This window comes from Erwinia wuhanensis, from assembly GCF_030484085.1.
In the GTDB taxonomy this organism is placed as follows: domain Bacteria; phylum Pseudomonadota; class Gammaproteobacteria; order Enterobacterales; family Enterobacteriaceae; genus Erwinia; species Erwinia aeris.
On record NZ_JAUJUH010000003.1, the window covers coordinates 259,284 to 278,582 of the forward strand.

Annotated in this window: 19 protein-coding genes; 14 read left to right on the top strand and 5 right to left on the bottom strand. The window is 60.3% G+C overall.

What is annotated here, in order from left to right:
* Positions 1-166: 166 nt before the first annotated feature.
* The 10 genes from mdcA to QZH36_RS08985 all read left to right on the top strand — a co-directional run bounded on the left by mdcA (position 167) and on the right by QZH36_RS08985 (position 10,253).
* Entirely contained in the window at positions 167-1,822 is a 1,656-nt protein-coding gene (mdcA, locus tag QZH36_RS08940; protein ID WP_253458301.1) for a malonate decarboxylase subunit alpha, read from the top strand.
* On the top strand, positions 1,822-2,679 hold the full coding sequence (locus QZH36_RS08945) for a triphosphoribosyl-dephospho-CoA synthase (protein WP_253458304.1): 858 nt from the start codon (positions 1,822-1,824) through the stop codon (positions 2,677-2,679). Before mdcA ends, QZH36_RS08945 begins: the two co-directional genes overlap by 1 nt.
* Positions 2,680-2,688: 9 nt before the next feature.
* The gene (gene mdcC / locus QZH36_RS08950) at positions 2,689-2,988 is read left to right on the top strand and encodes a malonate decarboxylase acyl carrier protein (protein ID WP_253458307.1); all 300 of its coding nucleotides are present in this window, start codon (positions 2,689-2,691) and stop codon (positions 2,986-2,988) included.
* Positions 2,981-3,817 (top strand): biotin-independent malonate decarboxylase subunit beta, encoded by an 837-nt coding sequence (locus tag QZH36_RS08955; RefSeq protein WP_253458311.1) that lies wholly within the window; start codon positions 2,981-2,983, stop codon positions 3,815-3,817. Before mdcC ends, QZH36_RS08955 begins: the two co-directional genes overlap by 8 nt.
* The gene (gene mdcE, locus QZH36_RS08960; RefSeq protein WP_253458315.1) at positions 3,814-4,605 is read left to right on the top strand and encodes a biotin-independent malonate decarboxylase subunit gamma; all 792 of its coding nucleotides are present in this window, start codon (positions 3,814-3,816) and stop codon (positions 4,603-4,605) included. Before QZH36_RS08955 ends, mdcE begins: the two co-directional genes overlap by 4 nt.
* A gap of 57 nt (positions 4,606-4,662) precedes the next feature.
* Complete coding sequence (locus tag QZH36_RS08965; protein ID WP_253458318.1) at positions 4,663-5,619, top strand: AEC family transporter; 957 nt, start codon at positions 4,663-4,665, stop codon at positions 5,617-5,619.
* A gap of 2 nt (positions 5,620-5,621) precedes the next feature.
* Positions 5,622-6,224, top strand: a complete 603-nt coding sequence (locus tag QZH36_RS08970; RefSeq protein WP_301730011.1) for a malonate decarboxylase holo-ACP synthase — start codon at positions 5,622-5,624, stop codon at positions 6,222-6,224.
* Positions 6,221-7,126: a malonate decarboxylase subunit epsilon gene (gene mdcH, locus QZH36_RS08975; protein WP_301730012.1), complete on the top strand. Its 906-nt coding sequence runs from the start codon at positions 6,221-6,223 to the stop codon at positions 7,124-7,126. The genes QZH36_RS08970 and mdcH overlap by 4 nt, the downstream gene beginning before the upstream one ends.
* Positions 7,127-7,617: 491 nt before the next feature.
* Positions 7,618-8,844 carry a cupin domain-containing protein gene (locus tag QZH36_RS08980; protein WP_301730013.1) on the top strand — a complete coding sequence of 409 codons (1,227 nt, stop codon included), beginning with the start codon at positions 7,618-7,620 and terminating at the stop codon, positions 8,842-8,844.
* Between the two features lie 137 nt (positions 8,845-8,981).
* Complete coding sequence (locus tag QZH36_RS08985; RefSeq protein ID WP_301730014.1) at positions 8,982-10,253, top strand: acid phosphatase; 1,272 nt, start codon at positions 8,982-8,984, stop codon at positions 10,251-10,253.
* A 41-nt stretch (positions 10,254-10,294) separates the two neighbouring features.
* Here the strand turns inward: QZH36_RS08985 and QZH36_RS08990 are convergent, their stop codons facing one another.
* The 3 genes from QZH36_RS08990 to QZH36_RS09000 form a co-directional block, all read right to left on the bottom strand.
* Positions 10,295-10,822 (bottom strand): OmpH/Skp family outer membrane protein, encoded by a 528-nt coding sequence (locus QZH36_RS08990; RefSeq protein ID WP_253458326.1) that lies wholly within the window; start codon positions 10,820-10,822, stop codon positions 10,295-10,297.
* A gap of 144 nt (positions 10,823-10,966) precedes the next feature.
* Positions 10,967-12,493, bottom strand: coding sequence for a p-aminobenzoyl-glutamate transporter (abgT, locus tag QZH36_RS08995; protein ID WP_253458327.1), 1,527 nt, complete (start codon positions 12,491-12,493; stop codon positions 10,967-10,969).
* Positions 12,494-12,757: 264 nt separating this feature from the next.
* Positions 12,758-14,071 carry a M20 family metallo-hydrolase gene (locus QZH36_RS09000; RefSeq protein WP_253458329.1) on the bottom strand — a complete coding sequence of 438 codons (1,314 nt, stop codon included), beginning with the start codon at positions 14,069-14,071 and terminating at the stop codon, positions 12,758-12,760.
* Positions 14,072-14,197: 126 nt separating this feature from the next.
* Here QZH36_RS09000 and QZH36_RS09005 point away from each other — a divergent pair, with 126 nt between their 5' ends.
* From QZH36_RS09005 to QZH36_RS09015, 3 genes are all read left to right on the top strand, one after another.
* Entirely contained in the window at positions 14,198-15,109 is a 912-nt protein-coding gene (locus tag QZH36_RS09005) for a LysR family transcriptional regulator (protein ID WP_301730015.1), read from the top strand.
* Positions 15,110-15,177: 68 nt separating this feature from the next.
* A complete protein-coding gene (locus QZH36_RS09010) occupies positions 15,178-15,612 on the top strand; it encodes an SRPBCC family protein (protein ID WP_253458333.1) in 435 nt (144 codons plus the stop codon).
* A gap of 15 nt (positions 15,613-15,627) precedes the next feature.
* Positions 15,628-16,119 (top strand): GNAT family N-acetyltransferase, encoded by a 492-nt coding sequence (locus QZH36_RS09015; protein WP_253458336.1) that lies wholly within the window; start codon positions 15,628-15,630, stop codon positions 16,117-16,119.
* Positions 16,120-16,225: 106 nt separating this feature from the next.
* Here the strand turns inward: QZH36_RS09015 and ftnA are convergent, their stop codons facing one another.
* A complete protein-coding gene (ftnA, locus tag QZH36_RS09020) occupies positions 16,226-16,732 on the bottom strand; it encodes a non-heme ferritin (RefSeq protein WP_253458339.1) in 507 nt (168 codons plus the stop codon).
* Between the two features lie 522 nt (positions 16,733-17,254).
* Between ftnA and QZH36_RS09025 the strand changes: the two genes are divergently transcribed.
* On the top strand, positions 17,255-17,503 hold the full coding sequence (locus tag QZH36_RS09025; protein ID WP_253458341.1) for a helix-turn-helix domain-containing protein: 249 nt from the start codon (positions 17,255-17,257) through the stop codon (positions 17,501-17,503).
* Between the two features lie 18 nt (positions 17,504-17,521).
* Here the strand turns inward: QZH36_RS09025 and QZH36_RS09030 are convergent, their stop codons facing one another.
* Entirely contained in the window at positions 17,522-19,165 is a 1,644-nt protein-coding gene (locus QZH36_RS09030; RefSeq protein WP_301730016.1) for a methyl-accepting chemotaxis protein, read from the bottom strand.
* Positions 19,166-19,299 lie beyond the last annotated feature (134 nt).

A 19,299-nucleotide genomic window follows, 5' to 3' on the forward strand; every position in this document is an offset into this window, starting at 1 on the left:
CCAGCGGCAAGCTGTGAAAAAAATATTTTGTCATCGCTGGTTACCCAATTGTTTTTTCATCGGTTTGCGCAATCTTTCACCGGCGGCTACCTTCAAATTCATCCGCCGGATCGGCGCTGTCGTCTGCATAAGCCGATCCCCCGCCTACTGCGTTACGGAGGTTTACATGCTGCCGGGACAAACGTCCAACCGCGTATGGGATACACGTCGAAGTGAAAAAAAACGCCGCATCGAGCAGCTCGGTATCAACGGCAAGGTGCTGCCGACCGACGATCTGGTCGATTTGCTACAGAGGCTGATCGCGCCGGGCGATCGCGTGGTGCTGGAAGGTAATAACCAGAAACAGGCGGACTTTTTGTCACGTAGCCTGGCCGAAGTTAATCCGGAGATCGTGCACGATCTGCATATGATCATGCCCAGCGTCGGACGCAGCGAGCATCTGGATCTGTTTGAAAAGGGGATCGCGCGCAAGCTGGATTTCTCTTTCTCCGGGCCGCAGAGCCTGCGTATTTCTCAGCTGCTGGAAGATGGCCAGCTGGAAATCGGCGCCATCCATACCTATGTCGAACTCTATGCGCGGCTTTATGTCGATCTCGCACCTAACGTGGCGCTGATTGCCGGCTATAAAGCCGATCGCAAGGGCAATCTCTACACCGGGCCGAGTACGGAAGACACGCCCGCGCTGGTGGAGGCCGCCGCTTTTCACGACGGCATCGTTATCGCTCAGGTCAACGAACTGGTCGATGACGAGTGCGATCTGCCGCGCGTCGATATTCCGGGATCCTGGATCGATTATGTCGTCGTCGCCGACAAACCCTTCTTTATCGAACCGCTGTTTACCCGCGATCCGCGCCTGATCAAACAGGAGCATATCCTGATGGCAATGCTGGCGATCAAGGGGATCTATGCCGAGCATCAGGTGCAGTCGCTGAACCACGGCATCGGGTTCAACACCGCCGCCATCGAGCTGCTGCTGCCGACCTATGGCGAAAAGCTGGGGCTGAAAGGCAAAATCTGCCGCCACTGGACGCTGAACCCGCATCCCACGCTGATCCCGGCAATAGAGAGCGGCTGGGTTGAAAGCGTGCACTGCTTTGGCGGCGAGCTGGGCATGGAAAACTATGTCGCGGCGCGTCCCGACGTTTTCTTTACCGGCGCCGACGGCTCAATGCGATCCAACCGCGCGTTTTGCCAGCTGGCGGGGCAGTACGCGGTCGATATGTTTATCGGCTCCACGCTCCAGGTCGACGGCCTGGCTAACTCCTCGACCGTGACGCGCAGTCGGCTTTCCGGCTTCGGCGGCGCGCCGAATATGGGGCACGATCCGCACGGCCGTCGCCACGCCACGCCTGCCTGGCTGGCGATGATTGACGAGCCGGATCCGCTGGCGCGCGGCCGCAAGCTGGTAGTGCAGATGGTGGAAACCTTCCAGGGCGGCGGCAAGCCGACCTTTGTTGAAAAGCTGGATGCGGTCGACGTGGCGAAAGCCTCAGGGATGCCGCTGGCGCCGGTGATGATTTACGGCGATGACGTCACCCACGTGTTGACCGAAGAGGGCATCGCCTATCTCTATCGCGCCAAATCGCTGGAGGAGCGCCGCGCAATGGTGGCGGCGGTGGCGGGCATTACCGATATCGGCCTGGGCGTGGACGCGAAAAGAGTGGCCGATCTACGCCGCGAGGGCAAAGTCGCCTTCCCGGAAGATTTAGGCATTCGCCGTACCGAAGCCACCCGTTCGCTGCTGGCGGCGGGCAGCGTGGCGGAGCTGGTCGAATGGTCGGACGGGCTTTATCAGCCGCCGGCTAAGTTCCGGAGCTGGTAATGAAACCTTCTTCATGTTCGCTGAGCGATATTGAGCGGCAGGCCGCGCGGCTGGCGGAGCTGGCCACGCGCTGCCTGATCGACGAAGCCCGGCTGACGCCCAAGCCCGGCCTGGTCGATGGCAGAGGCAGCGGCGCGCATCGGGATCTGACGCTGGCGCTGATGGAGGCCTCGGCGCGCAGCCTGACGCCCGCGTTTTATGCTCTGGCGCTGCACTGCTGGCAGCGTCCGGCGGATATCGCGCTGCGGCAGCAGGTAGGCAGGCTGGGGCGTGAAGGCGAACGGCAGATGATGCAGGCGACGCGCGGCGTCAACACCCATCGCGGCGCGCTCTGGGCAACCGGCCTGCTGGTCAGCGCCAGCGCCATGCTGGCAGGTGAGGGCAGCGAGCGTCAGGTCGCGCAGGCGGCGGCCAGTCTGGCACAGCTGCCGGATGACGAGGCACCGAAACTCTTCAGCAAAGGGCTGCGCGCGACGCGCCGTTATCAGGTGCCCGGCGCGCGCGAAGAGGCGCAGCAGGGCTTTCCCCACATTATGCAACTTGGGCTGCCGCAGCTAAGGCACAGCAGGCACGACGGGGCGACGGAAGCGCAGGCACAGCTGAACGCGCTGATGGCGATCATGAGTTCGCTCAGCGATACCTGCGTACTTTCCCGCGCCGGGCTTTACGGGCTGGTGGCGATGCAGAACGGCGCGCGCGCCGTGCTGGATGCCGGAGGGGCGCAAACGCCGCACGGGCAGCGCGCGCTGGCCAGGCTGGACGCACACATGCTGTCGCTGAACGCCTCGCCCGGCGGCGCCGCCGATTTACTTGCCGCCACGCTGTTTGTAGACAGGCTGGGCGACACCACTTTCTGAGAGGATTTTATGGAACAGATCACGTTTACCCTGTCGGCCACGCGACAGCTCAGCGGTAAAGCGCTGGCGGGCGTGGTGGGCTCGGGCGATATGGAAGTGCTGTTTGTGGCCGGAGCGGGCCAGCAGCTGACGGTCAACCTGACCACCTCCGTCGACAACAGCGGAACACGCTGGCGGGCGCTTTTCGATCGCCTGAGCGCGTTTTCCGGGCTGCCGGCGGGCGAGATGACCATTCACGATTTCGGTGCGACGCCTGGCGTGGCGCGTATTCGTATTGAGCAGGTTTTTGAGGAGGCCGCAGATGCGTGATGACAGCAGCTTTATCGAACTTAAGGCCCGCCAGCGCGCACGGCTGCTGCTGGACGAAGGCAGCGGACGCGAGCTGCTCGATCCTTTTGACGGCATTATGTCGCCCTGGCTGCCTGCGCAGGGCATCGTGCCGCAGGCCGATGACGGCATGGTGGTGATGAAAGGCACCATCGACGGTCAGCCAGCGGTGGTCGTCGCCATTGAAGGATCGTTTCAGGGCGGCAGCATGGGCGAAGTTTCCGGCGCGAAAATGGCGACGGCGCTGGAGCTGGCTGCCGAAGATAACCGCAAAGGTATCCCGACGCGGGCGGTGCTTTGCCTGGAAACCGGCGGCGTGCGCCTTCAGGAAGCCAACCTCGGCCTGGCGGCCATTGCGGATATCCACGCCGCTATCGTCGATCTGCGTCGCTATACGCCGGTGATCGGCATCATCGCTGGTACGGTCGGCTGCTTTGGCGGGATGTCTATTGCCGCCGGGCTGTGCAGCTCGCTGATCGTCACCCGTGAAGCGAGGCTCGGCCTCAACGGCCCGCAGGTTATCGAACAGGAGGCGGGTATTGCGGAATACGATTCCCGCGACCGGCCTTTTATCTGGAGCATGACCGGCGGCGAAGCGCGCTATCGCAGCGGGCTGGCCGACGTGCTGGTGCCCGACGGCGCCAATGCGGTGAAAAAAGCGATGAACGAAGCGATCGCGCGCGGCGTGCCCGCACAGCATCGTTCGGACGAGTACAGCTACTATCTGCCGCGCCTGAGCGAAATGAACACCGAGCGACAGGCCGATGCGCAGCAGGTTAACGAAGTCTATGCAAGGGAGGATCGCGGATGAGCGTCAGTCGTGGTGAAAAATGGCTCAGCCTGTTAACCAACGGGGCTGAAAGGCTGGGCGGGCTTTGCCCTTCGGTGCAGGCGGCCGATGCGGCGCTGGGCGAAGAAACCGCGCGTTATATTGCGGTGGTGCCGGACGAGCAAAACCACTTTCCGCGCGCCGCTAAAGGCGAGGTCGGCCTGCTGGAAGGCTGGACGCTGGCCAAAGTCATCGATGAAGCGATCGTGGCGGATGCGGATAAAGCGCAGAAGCGGGCGATTGTGGCGGTGATTGACGTACCAAGCCAGGCCTATGGCCGTCGCGAAGAGGCGTTCGGCATCCACCAGGCGCTGGCGGCGGCGGTAGGCGCCTATGCCAAAGCGAGGCTGGCCGGACACCCGGTGATCGGGCTGATCGTCGGTAAAGCGATGTCCGGCGCGTTTCTGGCGCACGGCTACCAGGCAAACCGGCTGATCGCCTTTAACGATCCGGGCGTGATGGTGCACGCAATGGGCAAAGCGGCGGCGGCGCGCATCACCTTACGCAGCATCGAGGCGCTGGAACAGCTGGCACAGACCATTGCGCCAATGGCTTACGACATCGGCAACTACCAGACGCTGGGTCTGCTGGAAGAGCTGCTGGATATCGCCTCGCCGGATGCGCCTGAAGATGACGATGTTCAGCGGGTTCGCGCATCGCTGGAGCAGGCGGTCAGCTCGGCGCGTAAAGATCCCGCTCTTCATCGCCTTAAGGGCGAAAACCGCCGCAGCTCCGCGCTGGTGCGCGAAAAAATGCGCGCGGCCTGGTAATCCAGCAAGACAGCGGGCAATCCTGCCCTGACGCGTTCAGCCTGCGAGGCGCAAGTTATGACTTACGTGATCGTTCATGCTCTGGCTCCAATTTTCGTCATTATGCTGTTGGGTTTTTACGCCGGTAAGGCAAAGAAGGTCGATAACCACAACGTTGCCCTGCTGAACGTTTTCGTCATGGACTTCGCCCTGCCGGCGGCGCTGTTTACCGCCACGGTGCAAACGCCCTGGGCAGGTATCGTCGGGCAGGCGCCGCTGGTAGTGGTGCTGGTGCTGGCGATGTGGATAGCCTACGCCGCCATCTATTTTCTCTGCACCCGCGTGTTTCACAAAGCGCCGCAGGATGCCGCCGTGCTGACGCTGACCGTCGCGCTGCCCAACTACGCCGCGCTGGGGTTGCCGATCCTCGGCAGCGTGCTCGGCTCAACGCCCGAAACCTCGCTGTCGGTCGCCGTGTCGATAGCCTGTGGCTCGGTGCTGATGACGCCGTTTTGCCTGCTGATCCTCGAGCGTGAAAAAGCGAAAACCGAGGGCACGCAGCACTCCAGCGCCGCGATGCTGCCAATACTGATGTGGCGATCCGTGATTAAGCCTATCGTCTGGTGTCCGCTGCTGGGCGTGGTGCTTTCCGCCTTTGGCTTTCATATGCCGGAGCTGCTGCTCTCTACCATCCGGCCGCTGGGACTGGCCGCTACCGCGACGGCGCTGTTTCTGACCGGGCTGATCCTCTCCGCACGTCAGATCAGGATCAATCAGGCGGTGATCGTCGCCAGCGTGACTAAACTGCTTATTCAGCCCTTTATCGCCTGGGGCATTGTGCTGGCGCTGGGGCTGCACGGCCCGCTGGCGATCACCTCGATCCTGATGATCGCGCTGGCGGCGGGTTTCTTCGGCGTGGTGTTCGGCAATCGCTTCGGCGTGGAGTCGCCGGATGCGGAAGCCACTCTGCTGATCACCTCCGTGCTGAGCATAGTGACGCTGCCGCTGTTTATTTCATTAACCGCAGGAATGTAGAGATGGATGTTCGGCCGCACGATCTGCTCTGGCTGAGCGATCGTGAAGCATTGCAGGGCGATTTGCCTGAATGGGTCGCCCACTGGCAGCCGGCTTTGCCGCTGGTGGTGCGACGCGACAGGGATGCGCAGGGACGTATTCCCGTCGGCGTACGCGGCCCGGCCCGTCATCAGCGCGCGGCGGGCTGGGTTGACGCTGCGGCTGTGGTGCGCGTGCTGTCGCCGGAAGCGCTTATCGATCGGCTGCCGCACACCCCTTTTCATACTTTGCCGCCCGTTCAGGCGGCGCTGCGGCTTGCGCAGAGAGACTGGCCGTGGGCATGGGGCGTCACCGGCAGCCTGGGCTATGCGCTGGCGACCGGCGAAGCCGTAATGCACGCGGGCAGCGATCTGGATTTACTGATCCGCGCGCCTGAGCCGCCCGCCGCATCGGCGTTGCAGCGCTGGCAAAGCCTTTGCGCCAGCCTGCCTTGCCGTGCCGATACGCAGCTGGAAACCAGGCTGGGCGGTTTTGCGCTGGCGGAGTGGCTGCGCGACGGCAAAGTGCTGTTGAAAACCGATGGCGGCCCTTTCCTGACCGCCGCGCCATGGGAGACGCCGCGATGAAAATCTTACTGACCTTTCCCGGACAGGGGCCGCAGCGGCCCGGCATGCTGCAAAATTTGCCTCAGGGCGAGGCAATCCTGAGAGAGGCCAGCGAAGCGCTGAATGAAGATGCCTCGGCGCTGGATTCGGCAGAGGCGCTACGGCATACGCGCGCGGTACAGCTGTGCCTGCTGATTGCGGGCGTGGCGCACGCGCGGGAGCTGGAGCGACAGGGCCTGGCGTTTGCGATGACCAGCGGTTTATCCATTGGCGCCTATCCTGCGGCGGTAGTCGCGGGCGCGCTGGCCTTCGACGACGCGTTACGGCTGGTGGCGCTGCGTGGGCAGCTGATGGAGCAGGCTTATCCGGCAGGCTACGGCCTGACCGCGATTATCGGCCTGACCCAGAGCGAGCTGGAGCCGCTGCTGGGAGAAGAGAGCTGGCTGGCCAATATCAACGCGGAACGGCAGCTGGTGATTGCGGGCAGCGAGGCGGCGATGCAGGCTACGGCGGAAAGGGCGAAAGCCGCAGGCGCGCAGAAAACGCACCGGCTGGCGGTCAGCGTGCCTTCGCACTGCGCGCTGCTGGCGGAACCGGCGGCAAAGCTGGCGGAGGCGTTTAAAGCGGTAAAGATTGTTCGCCCGCGTCGCGCCTGGCTGAGCAGCAGCAGCGGCCGCGTGCTCTGGCAGCCGGCGCAGATAGCGGATGACCTCGCGTATAATATGTCGCGCACGGTGCGCTGGCATGAGGCGATGATAGCGGCCAACGAGCGCGACGTCCGGCTGGCGATTGAGGTGCCGCCCGGCGCGGTGCTGACCGGCCTGACCCGGCAGGCTTTCAGCGAAGGCGAAGCGCTTTCCCTGGAGCAGGGCGGCTACGAGCTGGCGTTAACGCTGGCGAAGCGGTTGCAGGCGCGCGGCTGAGCGTTGCGCCCGGGGCAGGATGACCAGCTCTTACCGCCCGGTAAACAGCGACAAAGGCTGCGCGACAGGATGAGCGGTACTGATCATCCGGCAAACAGCGGTAAAGGTTGCGCCACAGGCCCGTGCGGTCGTGTCCGCAGCGTGATAATAGCGCCGCGATATTTTTCGTTCTGCGTAACCACGTAACCAGGTGTTGCGCTCTTCTCCTCCCTCTTAATAAAAATAATTGATGACGAAACGGTCAGGGCGGACATTGCTGCTGGCAAAAACGTTTAACAAAGCTGTAACGTCATGATTATGTTGTCGCGTAGACCAAATTTTATAAATTTATCTGAACTACTAACAAAATTATTTGATGTGTTATTGCTTACATTTCAGCATTTTTAAGCTTTTCCCCGGTTAGGTTCTGTTGATTTTTGTGTAGTTAAGCTTAAGTTCGCGTCCGCTATGCAGCGTGGCGCGTCTTAACCACTCGACACAAGGAAGCAGACATGAATCCTATTACTCGTCGCAGCTTTATGACCTTTGCCGCCGGCAGCACCGTTGCGTTGGCGGCTGGCTCCGTTCATGCTCACGATCGCACCGTGGCCGCGCAACCCTGGACAGGCCAGATGGGCGGCAGCGATCCCGGCCCGCACGATCCGCTGCGTCAGGGAGAAAATCCCGATATCGTCAATCCGCCCGCTACCGACAGTGGCACGCTGCCCAACCTGCGTTTTTCCTATAGCGATTCGCACGTGCGTAAAGGCAGCGGCGGCTGGACGCGACAGATCACCGAGCGCGAGCTGGGCGTTTCCAAAAGCATTGCCGGCGTTAATATGCGCCTTAACAGCGGCGGCATCCGCGAGCTGCACTGGCATAAAGAGGGCGAGTGGGCCTATATGCTGTACGGCAAGGCGCGCATCACCGCGCTGGACGTCGACGGCCACTGGTTTGTGGACGACGTCGGCGTGGGCGATCTCTGGTATTTCCCCTCCGGCGTGCCGCACTCGATACAGGGGCTTGGCCCGGACGGCTGCGAGTTCCTGCTGGCGTTTGATAACGGCGGCTTTGACGAAGACAGCACTTTTCTGCTCAGCGACTGGTTTAAGCACGTGCCGCCGGAAGTGCTGGCGAAAAACTTTGGCGTGCCGGTGGAAACCTTCAGCAAGCTTCCTTCACCGGCCGATGAGTATATCTTCGCCGCCACACCGCCGGGCGATCTGCAAAAGGACGCCATTGCGGGCGCGACCCGTTCCACCACCGCTTTCAGTCACCGGATGCTGGCGCAGCAGCCCATCACGCTAAAGGGCGGCACGGTGCGGATTACCGATTCCTCCCTTTTTAAGGTGTCAAAAACCATCGCGGCGGCGCTGGTGGAGCTGCAGCCGGGCGCGATGCGCGAGCTACACTGGCATCCCAATACCGACGAGTGGCAATACTACCTGGAAGGCGAAGGACGGATGGGCGTGTTTGCTTCTTCGGGCCAGGCACGCACCTTCGATTTTCGCGCGGGCGATGTCGGCTACGTGCCTTTTGCGATGGGCCACTATGTGGAAAACACCGGCGACAAGCCGCTGCGTTTTCTGGAGCTGTTTAAAAGCAGCTACTACGCGGATATCTCGCTGAATCAGTGGCTGGCCTCGACGCCGCCGCAGCTGGTACGCCAGCATCTGCATCTCGACGACGCTTTTATGCAGGCGCTGGATAAAAGCAAAAAGCCGGTGGTCGGCGGCTAAAGAACCCGGCAGGCCGCAGGGAGGCGGCCCGATCGCTGTGCCAATTCGTTTCAAAATATAAGTTGTCACTTTCCTGTCATCAACCTCTTCCAGCATAAAAGCCGATAAAGCTAACCGACGTAAATTAAGGAACTTTTATGCGCTTTCGTTATTCTCTGCTGGCCAGCGCGCTGCTGCTGGCGCAGGCTGCTCAGGCAAAAACCACGCCCGTTGACTTCGATAGCATCCAGAGGATTGTTGAAACCACCACGCCCGCCAGCAGCGATGCCCGGTTCGCGGCCTTTGACGCTCAAATCCAGCAAGATCTGATCGGCGCGTTGCAGGGCGATGCCGCGAAGCTGACGCGCGCGCAGCTGGAGAAAACCGCGCAGAGCGATAAGCTGGCGGATCGCGGCTGGCTGAAGGCGAGCGGCTACGACTTTGCTAAAAAAGCCAATCAGCAGGCGGGCATCGCGCTACTAAGCGCTTTCACCACGCTGCCGAAAAGCGAGCTGGACGCCAGCATGCAGCGCGTGGCGCAGGTTAACCTCGATGCGACCGACGGCCAGCGTCGCCAGGCGATTATTGATGCGGAAGGGCAAAACCATCTGTTTTTTCTGGCCGACGCGCTGGGGCCGAAGCTGGGTCAGGCCTTTCTGAACGCCTACACCAAAGGCGAGATGGGTAAGGCGGCGGCGCTGATCAAGGCCAGCGAAGTCAGCACCGGCGCGGCCAAAGCGCACTTTAACTATCCACGTCCTTTCCTGATGCCGGGCAACACTATCCATGCGGTGCCGGATACGGCAGTGGTGAAAGATAACCAGCCCTATCAGGCGAACGAAGGATCTTTCCCCAGCGGCCACACCAATACGGCATGGACCGATGCGCTGCTGCTGGGCGAAATGGTGCCGGAACGCTTTGTACCACTGATGGATCGCGCCGCGCGCTACGGCTATTCGCGCATGGTGCTGGGCGTGCACTATCCGATCGATCTGATTGGCTCCCGTATGGTGGCGCAGCGTAACGTGGCGCACTATCTCAACGATGCAAAGTATCGCCCGCTGTTTGCTGAAGCGAAGCAGCAGCTGCGCGACGCGCTGGAGAAAGAGTGCGGCACCTCGCTCGCCGAATGTGCGAAACCGGCTGGCGCGGCCGATCCTTACGCCGCGCCGCAGATGCAGCAGTTTGCACGCTTTGCCATGACCTGGGATCTGCCGCAGGAGAAAGTGAAGCAGGAAGCGGTTGTGGTGCCGGAAGGCGCTGAGGTGCTGCTGGAAGCGGCGCTGCCGCAGCTGAGCGCGCAGCAGCGTCGGCAAAGGATGGTGGCGACCGCTATCGCCGCAGGCTATCCGCTTTCCGGCACCACGCCGGAGCAGAACTTCTGGCAGCGGCTGGATCTGTCAGCGGCGGCTGATATGCATAAAGGATAAAAAAGGGGCGACCATCGCCCCGGTTCCTGTGTAATACGGCGCTATTTTTGCGTACTGGCTTCTGCCGCCGTTGGCTCCTCGCTTTTAACGCCGATTTTTGGCAGCGCGCCGAAATCGAGGGTTTTCCCTTTCAGCTCTTTCGCCAGCGCTTCGCTGATATCCGCCTCCGGCGCAAAGGCCAGTGCGGCCTGCGCAGGCAGGATCGCCAGCAGCTGGTGCTGCTTGCGGTACTTTCCGGCCGCCTCCGCTATCGCTTTCAGCGCGACGCCGTTAGCCCGGCGCTGCTCATGCTGCCACTCCAGATCCAGCAGCTGCCGATCGGCCAGCAGCGCGCTGCGTCGTTTCTCCTCCGGCAGCCTGGCGCCGTTTTCCTGCGCCATCTTCAGACCCTGTCGGAGCTGTTGATCGACCGTCTGCAGCCGCGTTTTCAGCTGCTCCGCCAGCCCTGAATCCTGCATGACTTTATCAGGATTAATAAATTTCACCGGCCGCGTCTCTTGCCGATCGCAGCCCGCGAGCAGCGTGATAATTGCAAGACTCAGAGCCAGCACACTGATTTTTGGCTTCATTTCCTCTCCTTGTAGCCAGTTTCGGCATTTCCCTGCACGGGTTCCTTCAAACGCTCCGACTATAAACGATAGCGCGTCCGGTAGCCGATATTTCCACCTTGTCCGTTGATTCACATCAACTTTATAGCTGTTGTTCCATCGGGATCAGGTCGGCATTGTCGGCCATACGCCGGGACCGATAGGCAGGCCGAGCGCGTACCACGCCAGCAGCAGCAGGATCCAGACGCAAAAAAACAGCAGCGGGTAGGGCGCAATCAGGACGTAATAGGTGCCCAGCTGCGCATCCTTGCGGTAGCGCTGCAAAAAGCCCAGAAACAGCGGCAGAAAAGGCGACATCGGCGCCAGCGGCAGCACGGCCGAATCCGCAATACGGAAAATCATCTGCGCAAAAGCGGGATGAAAGCCCAGCAGCATAAACATCGGCACGAAAATAGGCGCCAGAATCGACCAGATTGCCGAACCGCTGGCGATAAACATGCAGAGCAGCGCAGAGAGGAACATCAGGCCGATAAAGGCGGGCGCGCCGGTCATCTCTGCTTTTTCAAGCAGATCGGTCAGCCCCACGGCCATAAACTTGCCCATGTTGCTCCAGTTAAAAAAGGCTACAAACTGCGCCAGCGGAAAGACCATCACGATAAAACCGGCCATGCTTTTCATCGGCTCAATCAACAGCTGCGGGATGTCGTTGGGTCGCTGGATCTGCCTGGTCGCCACGCCGTAGGCTATCCCGGCCACAAAAAAGAACAGGATAATCAGCGGCACGATGCCCTGAATAAAAGGCGAGGGGATCACGCTGCCCGTCTGCGGATGACGCAGCGGTGCACCTTCCGGCACCACCAGCAGCGCCACCAGCGCGATAAACACCAGCGAAGCGATGCCGCTGATGCGCAGACCGCGATTTTGCAGCGGCGTCAGCTTCGCCAGTCCGTCCTGCGATTCGCCGCGCCAGGCGGGCAGGCGCGGCTCGATAAACTTGTCGGTCAGCAGACCGCCCGCCAGGGTTAAAGCCACCACCGAGCTGGCCATAAAAAACCAGTTATCCAGCACGCTGACGTGCACAGTATCGCTGACCGCCTTCGCCGCCTCGGTACTGATGCCGGAAAGCAGCACGTCGGTAGTGACGATCAGCAAATTGGCGGTAAAACCGGAACCGACGCCCGCAATAGCCGCCATCAGCCCGGCGACCGGATGACGGCCCACGGCGATAAACATCAGCGCCCCCAGCGGCGGCATCACCACCAGCGCGGCATCGGACGAGATATGGCTGAAAAAGGCGATAAACAGCACCATATAGCTGGCGTAGCGGGCGCTGACAAATGACGCCATTTTATGCATCAGCGCCTGAAGCAGGCCCACTTTTTCCGCCAGGCCCGCGCCGATCATCAGCGCCAGGATCGATCCCAGCGGTGTAAACCCGCTGAAATTTTTAATGATCCCCGGCAGGATCCATTGCAAACCCGCCACGCTCAGCAGGTTTTTAACGCGAATGACCTCGCCGTTGGCGGGATTGATCACCGAAACGTCCAGCCACGACAGCACGGCGGTTGCCGCCATCAGCACGATAATCAGATAAACGAACAGTAAGAACGGGTTGGGCACCTTGTTGCCGATGCGCTCAACCCAGCTGAAGACTCTGCCGGGACTTTTTCCTGGCGCGGTTGTATCACTCATGTTTTACCCTCTGTTGTGTTGGCTTTTTTATTGTCGGGCTGGGATCGGGCCCAGCCTCGGGCAGCGTCTGCGACGCCTTGCTGCAAAAGCACGTGCAAAAACCGTGCCTTACTGCCGGTGCGGTGCTATCTCCGCACGCGGCTTGTTACGTCATTAGTGCACCTGGCGATTAAAGCGGTGCGGTGCTGTCTCCGCGCGCGGCTTGTTACGCCGTTGGTGCGCCTGGCGATGAAAGCGGTGCGGTGCTGTCGCCATACGCGGTCGTTACTCGTTGGTAAAGCTGTCGATATGAAAGGCGAGGGCGGCCAACGTTTTGACCGCCGTCGCCATCACCGCCTCGTCAAAGTCGAATTTCTCATTGTGATGACCGGCGCTTAGCTGCGTGCCGAAAATGATGTAGGAAGCCTGGCCGCCGCGCGCCTTGACCCGCTCCATCATATAGGTGGCGTCTTCAGAACCGGCGGGCTGGCCCCGACTGTCGACCAGCGAGGTCAGCTCCGGAATGCGCGCGGCCTGCTGGCGGATATAGTTCACCCAGGGCCGGGTCGGCTGGCAGCTGCGCGCCGCGCCCATCAGCTTTACCTCGTGCTGCACGTCATACATCGCCGCCGCGCCCGCCACCACTCGCAGCGCCTGCTGATAGATAAAATCATTGATGTCGTTGGTGGCGCCGCGCGTTTCCACCTTCAGCAGCGCGCGATCGGCCACGACGTTGCGCCCGGTTCCCGCCTGCAGCACGCCTACGTTAATACGCGAGCTGCCGCCGCTGTGCTGCGGCAGGTTATGCAGCGCCAGCGTGGCCTGCGCCGCCGCCAGCAGCGCGTTTTTGCCTTCTTCCGGCCGCGCGCCCGCGTGCGAGGCTACGCCGCGAAAAGCGATATCCATTTTGGTGGTCGCCAGAAAGGTATCGCTACCGCACACCAGCTCTCCGGCCGGCACGCCGGTGCCGATATGAATGGCGGTAAAAAAATCCACGTCATCCAGCACGCCCGCTTCCACCATCGATTTTGCGCCGCGCGTGCCTTCTTCGGCCGGCTGGAAAATCAGTTTGACGGTGCCGCACAGCCGCGAGGAAAACTGCTTCAGCACCTGCGCCACGCCCAGCCCAATCGCGGTATGACCGTCATGGCCGCAGGCGTGCATCATGCCTTCGTTGCAGGAAGCGAATCCTTCAGCGAAAGGGCGATGCGCCTGCGCCTGCATTTCCACCACGTCCAGCGCGTCCATATCAACGCGAAACGCCATCACCGGGCCGGGACGCCCGGTCGCCAGCGTCGCGACGATGCCGCAAAAGCCGCCGGAAAAGTGCGGCAGCCACTGCGGCAGCGCGCCCTGGGCCAATGCCCGCTGCTCCTGCTGCGCCAGCACCTCCGCAGCAGGCACTCCCATGCGCGCCTCCGCTTTAATCACCTCTTTGCCCAGCTGTAGCGACCAGCCCAGGCGGTGCAGCTCTTCGGCCACCAGCGTGGCGGTGCGGAATTCAAGCCAGCCGGACTCGGCGAACTTATGCAAATCGCGACGCCAGTGTTGCAGGCGGGGAGAGATCTCTTTTACAAAATCGGTTACGGCTTGCTCCATTTCTGGTTCCTTTAATAGCAGTACAAAAAATGCTGGTTTATCGACTCTACACAGTGGTTTCGGCGCGCAGAAGATGACAATATCTTTTGACTGATAAACAACGGTTATCACCCACAAGGAGGTTTTATGCCCGCATCGATCAAGCTGCACCAGCTTCGTGCATTTGTGGAAGTGACGCGTCAGGGCAGTATCCGGGCGGCAAGCCGGGTGGCGAAGCTTTCGCAGCCCGCGCTCTCTAAATCGGTGCAGGAACTGGAAGAAGCGCTGGGTGCGCCGCTGTTTATCCGGCAGCGGCAGGGCGTTCAGCTTACGGCGACAGGCAAAGATTTTTTTCGTCACGCCAGCCTGATCCTGGAGGAGCTGCGGGTCGCGCAGGAAGAGGTCCAGCAGCGGCTGGGCCAGGCGGGCGGCTCGGTCAATATCGGCGTGGGCGGCAGCATCGCCCGCACGCTGATGCCAAAGGTGATAACTCAGTTTCATCACCTCTTTCCCGAAGTCAGCGTGCGCATCCTGGAGGGCCAGCTGGTGACCTTGCTGCCGGAGCTGCGTCAGGGCGAACTGGATTTCACCATCAATACCTGGTCTCCCGGCCATCAGGACAACGAGCTGAGCTACGAAACGCTGATGGAGCGCGACTACTGCGTGGTGGTACGCAAAGGCCATCCGCTGGCGAACGCCACCTCGCTGGAAGCGCTGCGCCACTGTAGCTGGACCATGCCTTCGCCCAACGGCAGCTACTATCAGCTGTTGCAGGATCTCTTCGCCGACAGCGGCCCGCCGCCCGCTATCACCATCACCTGCGAAACTTTTATGGCCTGCGCCAGCCTGCTGGCCCAGAGCGATTTCGTCAGCATCCTGTCGCAGGATTTTTTTACCGATCCGCTGGTCGGCCATCGGCTGGTGGCGCTAAAGCTGCGGGAAAAAATGCCCAGGGCGACCTTCTGCCTGATCCGACGTAAAGATACCGCGCTGACGCCGATGGGCGCGCAGCTGGCCAGGCTGTTTCGCCAGCAGAGCCAGGCGCTGGTGCTGGCTTAGCTCTGACGGTCAACGGGAAAGAGCAGCAACATGCTAAAGTTAAATTTTTACGCTAAGAGGTTTCTACTATGTCGCACTCGTCCTATACCAGCCGCATCATTACCGCCACGCCAGAACAAATCTGGCCGCTGATTGCCGATTTTAACGGCCTGCCGAAAATCCATCCGGCTATCTCCTCCAGCGAGCTGGAAGATGGCGCTACCGAAAGCAAGGTCGGCGTGGTCAGAAAGCTGACGCTGCCCGATGGCATAGTGCGCGAGCGCCTTGTAAAGCTGGATAAAGCCAATTGGGAGCTGCACTACGCGATTCTGGACGGCATCATGCCGGTCACGGATTACGTGGCGGTGGTGAAGCTGACGCCGAAAAACGACGGCACCACGCTGGCGGAATGGTGGGCGGATTTCAAGGTTGAGGCGGGCCATGATGAACAGGAAGTGGCGCAGAGCATCAGTGAAGGCGTCTTCGCCACCTGTCTGCAAAACGTCGCGCAACAGGCTGGCTGAGTAAGGATCTTCGCCATGACGACGCGATTTATCGTGCAGCGCTACCATCCTCGCTACCAGGCGGGGGTAAAAGATCTGATCCTGCCGATCCAGAATCACGAGTTCGGTATCGCGATTTCGGCAGAGCAGCAGCCGGATCTCAGCGATATCCCGACCTTTTATCAGCAGGGTGCGGGCGATTTCTGGCTGGCGACGGTCGACGATCGGGTTGTTGGCTGTATCGGCCTGAAGGATATCGGCGAGCAGCAGGCCGCGCTGCGGAAAATGTTCGTGGCGGAAGACTGGCGAGGCAGGGAGCACGGCGTGGCCAATAGCCTGCTGCAAACGCTGCTCGCGCACGCTCGCGAGCGGCAGCTCCGTGACGTCTGGCTGGGCACCACCGCGAAATTTCTGGCGGCGCATCGTTTTTACGAGAAGCACGGCTTTAGCGAAGTGGCGCAAGCCGCGCTACCGGCCGCTTTCCCCGTGATGAAGGTGGACACAAAGTTCTACCGGCTGGCGCTGTAGCAGAAAAGCAGCCGGTTTTTGCCGCCAGTCACCAGCTTGACTGCGCCCTGCTGACCGGGCACGGTTTTGTCAACATCCTCAGGGGCGAACGCTTCGCCCCTTTTACTCAGGCCTGCTCGCCTGAGGTGCTCATCTGCATCAGATCTTTATCAACAAAGAACAGCCCTTTACCGCTGGTGCCGACCAGTGCCAGCTTATCCAGCACGGATTTGAACAGCTTCTCTTCTTCATGCTGTTCGGCCACGTACCACTGCAGGAAGTTAAAGGTAGAGTAATCCTGCGACGTCATTGCCGCATGCGCCAGCTCGTTGATTTTTGCGGTAATCAGCTGCTCGTGCTCGTAGGCCTGTTCCAGCACGTTGTTCAGCGAGTCAAAGGTCACCGGCGGCGCGGCGATGCTGCCCAGCACCGGCATGGCGCCGGTATCGCTCAGGTAGTTGAACAGGCGCTGCATATGCTGCATCTCTTCGCGGGAGTGCTCGCGCAGAAAGGCGGCGGCCCCCTCAAACCCTTTGTCGGCGCACCAGGCGCTCATCTGCAAATAGAGGTTGGCGGAAAAGAATTCCAGGTTTAACTGATCGTTCAGGCGAGCGGTCATTTCGGCAGTCAGCATAGCGGCTCCAGATATTAACAGGCAAAATAATTATTTGCCGCATTATGCACGGGAAGCAGAGAAATAAAAACCGCAGAAAAATATATTTTATATTTATCTGCGGCGAAAAATAAGGAGTGATAATTATTATCATCCTTTCTCATGTTGGGGCCTGCTGTAATGGTTTTGATAATTATTCTTGTTAGCTATTCGTTTTAAAAAAGGCGTCCTTTTAAGAGTATGCATAAGCTATACGAATTACTTGTTTACTTAATGATTTGAAAGGGTTTTTCATTGGTTAAATTCGTTTTTTTGGCGGAATAAATATTTAAAAACGCGCTTTTTAGCTGTATAACAGGGAAAGAATAAACGCCGCTTTTTGCAAAAATATAATAGTGGCGGTTGCGTGCGTTATCGCTGCTGTCTGGCGCCCTGCCGACGTGGCTGGACATCGTCAACGGCCGATAACGACGTGAAGCAGATAAATGATATGACGGGCGGCTCAGCCGCGGACAACGGTTTAACTCATAAAAGGGATGCATAATGGAGCTAAAGGACTGGCATACCGCAGACATTATCGCTGCGTTAAAAAAAAGAGGCACAAACTTATCCGCGCTTTCACGGCAGGCGGGACTGGCGTCCTCGACGCTGGCTAACGCGCTGCGCCGTCCGTGGCCGAAAGGCGAGCGGCTGATTGCTGAAGCGCTGGACATCGCTCCCGAGAAAATATGGCCGACACGCTATCAGCATCCGGTGCGGCCACATAAGTATCACAATCAGAACGGCCGGTAAGCCGTCGGCGACGCTCGCTTAAAACGTTTCCCAGTTTCCTTCACCGGCTGCCGGCTGCGTTTTTTTCAGGGCTTTTTCGGCAGGTTTTGCGGCGCGCGCGCGCGCGTGGCCGGTCTGAAACACGGCAACGGCCTGAGCCAGACGGGTTGCCTGGTCCTCCAGCGACGCGGCGGCGGCGGCCGATTGCTGTACCAGCGAAGCGTTCTGCTGCGTGACCCGATCCATCTCCGTGACCGCCTGGCCAATTTGATCGATGCCGCGACTCTGTTCGTCAGAGGCGGAAGCGATCTCTGCCATAATGGCGGTGACGCGTCCCACGGCATCGACGATATCGTGCATGGTTTCTCCGGCGGTGGTGACCTGTAGCGAACCGGCGTCGACGCGGCTGACGGATGCTTCAATCAGCGTCTTGATCTCTTTCGCCGCCTGGGCGCTGCGCTGGGCCAGATTGCGCACTTCGCCCGCGACCACGGCAAAGCCACGGCCCTGTTCGCCCGCGCGGGCAGCTTCCACGGCGGCGTTAAGCGCCAGGATATTGGTCTGGAAAGCGATGCCGTCAATCACGCTGATGATATCGGCGATTTTCTTCGAGCTGCCGGCGATATCGCTCATGGTTTGCACCACGCCGTCCACCACCTTGCCGCCTTTGATTGCGGTTTGCGACGCGCTCGACGCCAGCTGTGAGGCCTGACGCGCGTTTTCTGCGTTCAGCTTCACCGTGGCGGTCAGCTCTTCCATGCTGGCTGCGGTCTGCTCCAGCGAGGCGGCCTGCTGCTCGGTACGGGCGGAGAGATCGTTGTTGCCCATCGAAATTTCGCTCGCGCCGGTGTAGATGGCGTCAGAGCTTTCCCGCACGTGGCTGACGGTAACGGTCAGCGCCTGCTGCATGGCGGAAAGATGGGCGGCCAGCCTAGCTATTTCGCTGCGGCCTTCCACCGTCAGCGTGCGGGTCAGCTCGCCTTCGGCAATGTGCTGAATATGCTCCTCAACCTGCTTCAGCGGCCGCAGCAGCACTTCCTTAATCACTTTCCAGATGACCAGCACCAGCACCAGCAGCAGCAGGATCACTGCCGCCAGCGTCCACATCATATTCGTAAAGCCCTGCTGATTGACCTCAATGCCCGTCGCCAGCAGCTTCGCGTTCTGTTCGCGCCACTGGTTATAGCTGGCTTTCAGGCCGTCCTGCGCCTGCTGCGCATCCAGATTGCCGTAAGCCTCGTAGTTATTCGCGCCGAGAAACTGGACAGACTGCTTCATGGTGTCATGCATCTGCTGATAGCTGCTGGCCACGCTGGCCGTTATCTCGCTGCTTTGTCCGGGCTGCGCAGGAGCACGCTGATAACGTTCAAAGTGCGCCTGCGCCTCGTTAAGCAGGGCAGTGGCGTTGGTCAGCAGCTTGTCGATGGCCGCCAGCGTGGCCGGATCGGTTTGCTTTTTCAGAATACGGATAGCGGCACGGTTAATGGTGACGCGCGTTTCAAGCAGCGTCTGCCAGGTGTCGCTGAGCTGGTTCTGCTGCTGCGTCAGCACGCTGGCGTGGTTGAAATTCTCTTTGTCCTGGCTAATAGCGTTAAATGAGAGCGCGCTGGAAACCAGCAGCAGCCCGCTGAAAATAACCAACATGATAACGATGCTGGTCACAACTTTAATATTTTTTAGCATACTGCGTACTCGGAAAGGGGAGTCGATAAAGGCTTATCGGTAGTCACGCAGGGAAACTTTATGGCGCGCGGGCGTCAGACGGTGAATAAAATATAAGCTGAATCGATTAGCGTGAGCGCCTGGCAAAAAATTTG